Raw genomic sequence first — 5,155 nt, forward strand, 5'->3', positions numbered from 1 at the left:
CGGGCAGGCTCTCGGCCCGGCGTCCGAAGCGGTGGCGCTGCATCGCCAGGATGATCTGGCGCAGCCGCTCGTTCTCGGCCTGCGCCTCGACGAGCTGCGCCTTGAGCGTCTCGGGATCGTCGGACAGGCGTGAAGCAGGCTTAGCCACGAAGCGGATTAAAGCATATCCGCCAGAAGCTTACCATCGTAATGGGGCCCGCGCGCTCGACCTTTTTGCTCACCCTGCCAGCGCTGGGGCGATAACCGTGCGAACCGCGTGAACACGCTTCCAGTCGAGCCCTTCGAGCAAAGCCGCGAGCTGCGCTGCCGTGAGGCGTACGACGCCATCCTCGATCTTCGGCCAGCAGAACTGACCGGCCTCCAGGCGCTTGGTCGCCAGAACCACCCCACTCCCGTCCCAGAACAAGAGCTTGGCCCTGTCCGCTCGCTTCGAGCGGAACACGTAGACCGTACCGGAGAACGGATCCGCGCCCATCGCATCCCGCACCAGGGCGGCCAACCCGTCCATGCCCTTGCGGAAATCCACCGGCCGCGTGGCCATCATCACGCGCACCGCACCGGACGGCCCGATCATGCCGTGGCCTTCAGCGCCCGGATCACTGCCGCGATCTGAGCCTCGCCCGCGTCCGGCCCGACGCGCACCAGGACGCCGCCCACCTCGACTTCGATCCCAGTGCAGGCCGCTTGTCGATGTGGCTCAGCCTTCGCCTCGACAGGTGTCGGCTCCAGTGGTTCCGACATCAGAACGGCTGGCACGAACCGCAACTCGGAGCGCCGATCGCCCGCCGCTTCTTGACGGGCCAAGCGCCGCCACGTGAACAGCTGCGAGACGTTCAGGCCATGCCGACGCGCGACCGCACTGATCGAGATCGTCGACGCCGCACTCTCGGAGACGATGGCCGCCTTCTCATCCTGCGACCACGTTCGTCTCCGGCCGGCACCGGTGAACAGTTCAAGCCGCCGGACCGGCTCCGACATAGCCATACGACCTGACATCGACATGTGACGGAGCTCCTGCCTGGCTCCGTATGTCCCCGTCACACCGCCTGCCGAAAGGTGCCGTCCAGACACCGCTTACAATTTAACGATAGTAAAGCTTGTAAATCCAATCAGCCGAAGTATGTCGAAAGCCATAGACTCTTTGGGAAAATGTTGATGCATCTCGTCGATCAGTTCCTTTCGAAGATACTTTGAATACTCAGAGCGGGCCTTGATAATATCGGCATTTTGGAAGAGTTCCTTTATAGACTTGTCCTGCTTGTATGAACGAAGAACCTCGTTTGCGAATTTTATTATGTCCCGTGGACGCTTGAATGTTCGGTCGATCATGTATTGATATTTTGATTGCCGCCCAGGCATCTGCAGTTCTTCTTCGAAGACAGCTTCCCAGGCCCCTATTTCTGGTATGTTTAAGACAGCTGCAAACCTCTTGTTCATGATGTCTTTTAGCAATCTAGTAGTCGTTGGTTTATCCCACTCGATATATGTTGAAGAGTCTTCGACTATTTTATTTCGGTCCTCGAATCTTAGAAGTCGAAGTATGTCGTCGCGAAGGAACACGACCGCGGATACCTTTTTCCCAGACAACCGGAACTTTCGGTTAAAGTCACGCGCAGCGATTAAAAGCCCAGACAATCGATTTCGGTAATTGTCATCCTCCGCAACAAACCCGCGATCTAACTCGTCGAAGCAAATGTGATAACTATGCCCCGGATTTAAGCATAAAAGAACGGTTTCTAGTAACGCTTCATTGACTTCGTAAATTATAAGAGGAAGATGATTTACGTCGACAGACTCACCAGCGACGGAACTAGAGGTAATACCTAAGTTAATACCAAAACTAGTCTTGAGCTTTATCTTCATATCCGGGGAAAATATTTTGTTAAGCTGTGGGTTTTTGCTCCCGTAGGTGTCTACGATGAATGTTTCAAGTCTCGCCATTGCATCTAGCGACTCATCACTCCAAGGCTCTGAAGCATCGTTTATAATCAACTTGGCCAACGAAATAAGTATAACGTATTCCCAACTGTAGCGAAAACACTCGGCCTCGGGAACACCGGTCTTTTTTTGCTTATCATGGTAAAACCATGGGTAATCTGAAAACGAGTGACCATGGCAAAATTGATCAAAAGCTCGTTCGGAAACAAGCTTCCTATAGATAGCAGTCTTTCCTGAACCTTTACGCCCGACGATGTGGAATTTTTTGTGAGATTTAGCCGCTAGATATGCTTCGTGATCTTGAAAACATGTAATCAGTAGATCATCTGTATCCGCTTCTGCGCCGCCAAAAGTCTCAACACTATTGAGTTTGCTCACTTTATAACCCTTCAGTGGCAACAACGGCAATGCAACATGTTAGTTATATTCGCAAGTTATTCCACATTGAGTCAAGAACCATCCCTTGAAGCAAGTGATTCTTCGAAAGATAGTGGTGGAACCGGCACTGCGCCGCAATGACGATGAAAGTTGCGTCGGTCAGGGAGCTTCACACGAATTTAGATCTGCCGTCCAGATTGGGTAGACGCTTTCGAGTCACCCACCCGAGACACCCGGTGACACCCATTCCATATGAGCGGCTGTCTTTTTTGACTCGACTTTCAATTTTCGAGACACCATGGTGAGTGGGTCAAGAGTCAAACGAGACAGATCGCTATGGCCGCCTATGGGTATGCAAGGGTTTCGAGTTCCTCCCAGTCCCTCACGATCCAGCAAGAGGCTTTAAGGGCGGCCGGGTGTGAGGTTGTCCGGGCAGAGACGCACACAGGGACGAAGGTCGAAGGGCGAACGGAGCTAGAGACGCTGCTTCAATTCGCGAGACCCGGTGACAAAATTTTGGTGACCCGCATCGACAGGCTTGCCCGTTCGGTTGCCGACCTGTGTGGGATCGTCAAGCGACTGGAAGCGGCTGGCGTAGCCCTTGTGGCGTTGGAACAGCCCATCGACACGTCCACAGCAGCCGGTCGGTGCTTCCTACAGATGCTAGGGGTGTTTGCCGAGTTCGAGACCGCTATCAGATACGAGAGGCAGATGGCGGGTGTCGCCAAGGCTCGTAAGGCCGGTGTTTATAAGGGTCGCAAGCCGTCCATCGATGCAGAGCGTGTCAGGGCCTTGGCGGCATCAGGCTTGGGCGGAACAGCCATCGCGCGTGAACTGAACGTGTCGCGGGCATCGGTTTACCGCCTGCTAGGGGTGCAAGGCTGACGCTTGGTGCCCGTGATAATGACCGCGATGGGTGGAAAGCGGATGTTCGCTCAATGCCCCGGAGCGGACCTTTTGCTTCGTGCGCTTTCCAGCTGCACGCCTTGGGCCGGGGAAAGGGTGTGAAGGTCGATGCAGCGGGGAACAGGAACCGCAGGCGTCGGCTTGTGGCCTGCTCATAACCGCCATCGACGATTGGTAGTTGTAACATATGTCGTTAGGCTGATCGCATTATCAGCATGCTCGTTCCGGTGGTAACGCCCAAGAGGGACCTGCTTTCGCGCCCCGGAGAGCGGAGCCGTCATGTCCTCGGTATCAAGCAAAGCTGCACTCGGCCTGCTCGTGCGTCGCCTGGAACGCATCGGCCGCCTCTCAGATGAGGAGAGGAGGGCTGTCGAGGACCTGCCAGCGAAAATTCAGACTCTTCGACCTCGGCAGGATATCGTCCTCGACAAGGAGAAGCCCGAGCACAGTTGCCTAATCGTAGAAGGCTGGGCCTACCGCTACAAGCTTCTCGGCCAGGGCCGCCGTCAGATCCTGTCCTTCCACGTACCCGGCGACGTGCCGGATCTGCATAGCCTGCACATCGAAACGATGGATCACAGCCTCGGGGCTCTGACAAAGGCCACGATTGCCTTCATCTCGCACGAGGCCCTGCTAGACGTTACCAGGCGCTTTCCCGGTCTCGGGGGCATCTTGTGGCGCGAGACCTTGATCGACGCAGCGATCTTCCGTCAGTGGATCGCCGGCATGGGGCAGCGCGATGGGTTCGGGCGCATGGCGCATCTGCTCTGCGAACTCTACTGTAAGCTCGAAGCCATCGGTCTTGCGGCCGAGCACCGTTGCACGCTGCCGATGACACAAGGGGAATTAGGTGATGCGCTTGGCCTTTCCAGCGTACATACTAACCGTGTGTTACAGGAGATGAGGGCTCAGGGTCTTATCGAGCATCGCACGCGCGCGCTCAACATCACGGATTGGGACGGGCTCGTACAGATCGCGGAATTTGACCCATCCTACCTGCAACTCGGCTGACAGACCGGAACTGAGCCGGAAGTCATTTGGCGTGCTCACAAACACACGTTGTTGCAAGCATCGTTAGGTCTACCTACCGTTGGTGCGTCGCGGGTCTCGATACCGGCCGCTCGCGCTTGTGAGACACTCGTGCTCCCGCCCATGCTGCGTCGAGAGCCTTATGCCCCGCTACTTCTTCGACATCCATGACGGCATCAGCAGGCGCGATGACGTGGGCACAATCTGCGACGACATCCAGGCCGCCGCGCTTGAAGCCAAGCGCCTGCTACCATCCATCGCCAGTGACGAGATCTCGAAGGACGGCGAGCGCCAGACCATCACCGTCGTGGTGGCGGACGAAGACGGACAGGTCGTCTACTCGGCGGCACTGACCTTCGTCGGTACCTGGTTGCTTCGATAGGCCCTCGGGTGCCACCTGCACCACCTATCTAGAAGTGCACAGCGCGCACGCACTTGTGACAGCCAAAGGCCGAGCTGTATGCTACCTCAAGGTCGGCTCGTTACCTGGGGGCGTTAGATTTAAGCTCAACCTCGGCGCGCTCTTAACCAGGTGCGCCATTTTCTTTGGAATTCAGTATAAATTACGCGTGACCTCAAGCTTGGCTTCTGGCAAGGCGATGGAAAGACGCAACGGACGGGCGTAATGGCAGGCGAAGATTGGATAGGCTTTGACGAGCTGGACAAGCCGCCGATGCCCCCGCGCTACCGAGCAATTCTGATAGGAAAGAGCGGTGAAGTTCTCGGGATGACCCGCTTAAGCGTACGCGATGATCCGACTGCGATTGTTGAAGCTAAGTAAGCGCTCGGTGACGGCTGCCTTGTGCGGATAGGGTCTGGGTCTGGATACAGGGGATGGCGCGGGATGGCGCTGTATCGGCCCTGTGTCTGGACCTATGACGAACACGGCTCACATCGTCGTCGC

Annotated in this window: 6 protein-coding genes; 3 read left to right on the forward strand and 3 right to left on the reverse strand. The window is 56.4% G+C overall.

The window, feature by feature from the left end; translation table 11 throughout:
* Positions 1–217 precede the first annotated feature (217 nt).
* From tnpB to FV222_RS16605, 3 genes are all read right to left on the reverse strand, one after another.
* On the reverse strand, positions 218–574 hold the full coding sequence (tnpB, locus tag FV222_RS16595; protein WP_147815157.1) for an IS66 family insertion sequence element accessory protein TnpB: 357 nt from the start codon (positions 572–574) through the stop codon (positions 218–220).
* Positions 571–978 (reverse strand): transposase, encoded by a 408-nt coding sequence (locus FV222_RS16600; protein WP_246685505.1) that lies wholly within the window; start codon positions 976–978, stop codon positions 571–573. Before FV222_RS16600 ends, tnpB begins: the two co-directional genes overlap by 4 nt.
* A 96-nt stretch (positions 979–1,074) precedes the next feature.
* Positions 1,075–2,316 carry a hypothetical protein gene (locus FV222_RS16605; RefSeq protein WP_147815159.1) on the reverse strand — a complete coding sequence of 414 codons (1,242 nt, stop codon included), beginning with the start codon at positions 2,314–2,316 and terminating at the stop codon, positions 1,075–1,077.
* A 336-nt stretch (positions 2,317–2,652) separates the two neighbouring features.
* Here FV222_RS16605 and FV222_RS16610 point away from each other — a divergent pair, with 336 nt between their 5' ends.
* The 3 genes from FV222_RS16610 (at position 2,653) to FV222_RS16620 (ending at position 4,633) form a co-directional block, all read left to right on the forward strand.
* The gene (locus FV222_RS16610) at positions 2,653–3,201 is read left to right on the forward strand and encodes a recombinase family protein (protein ID WP_147815161.1); all 549 of its coding nucleotides are present in this window, start codon (positions 2,653–2,655) and stop codon (positions 3,199–3,201) included.
* A gap of 300 nt (positions 3,202–3,501) precedes the next feature.
* Complete coding sequence (locus FV222_RS16615; RefSeq protein ID WP_147815163.1) at positions 3,502–4,233, forward strand: Crp/Fnr family transcriptional regulator; 732 nt, start codon at positions 3,502–3,504, stop codon at positions 4,231–4,233.
* A 160-nt stretch (positions 4,234–4,393) separates the two neighbouring features.
* Positions 4,394–4,633 carry a hypothetical protein gene (locus tag FV222_RS16620; RefSeq protein ID WP_147815165.1) on the forward strand — a complete coding sequence of 80 codons (240 nt, stop codon included), beginning with the start codon at positions 4,394–4,396 and terminating at the stop codon, positions 4,631–4,633.
* The last annotated feature ends 522 nt before the right edge of the window (positions 4,634–5,155 follow it).

Origin of the sequence: Methylobacterium sp. WL103 (assembly GCF_008039885.1) — a bacterium.
Taxonomy (GTDB): Bacteria; Pseudomonadota; Alphaproteobacteria; order Rhizobiales; family Beijerinckiaceae; genus Methylobacterium; species Methylobacterium cerastii.

Bases quoted from the DNA above. Each gene is read 5' to 3' on its own strand.
- tnpB (WP_147815157.1), bottom strand. From the start codon at position 574: ATGATCGGGCCGTCCGGTGCGGTGCGCGTGATGATGGCCACGCGGCCG.
- FV222_RS16600 (WP_246685505.1), bottom strand. From the start codon at position 978: ATGTCGGAGCCGGTCCGGCGGCTTGAACTGTTCACCGGTGCCGGCCGG.
- FV222_RS16610 (WP_147815161.1), top strand. From the start codon at position 2,653: ATGGCCGCCTATGGGTATGCAAGGGTTTCGAGTTCCTCCCAGTCCCTC.
- FV222_RS16615 (WP_147815163.1), top strand. From the start codon at position 3,502: ATGTCCTCGGTATCAAGCAAAGCTGCACTCGGCCTGCTCGTGCGTCGC.
- FV222_RS16620 (WP_147815165.1), top strand. From the start codon at position 4,394: ATGCCCCGCTACTTCTTCGACATCCATGACGGCATCAGCAGGCGCGAT.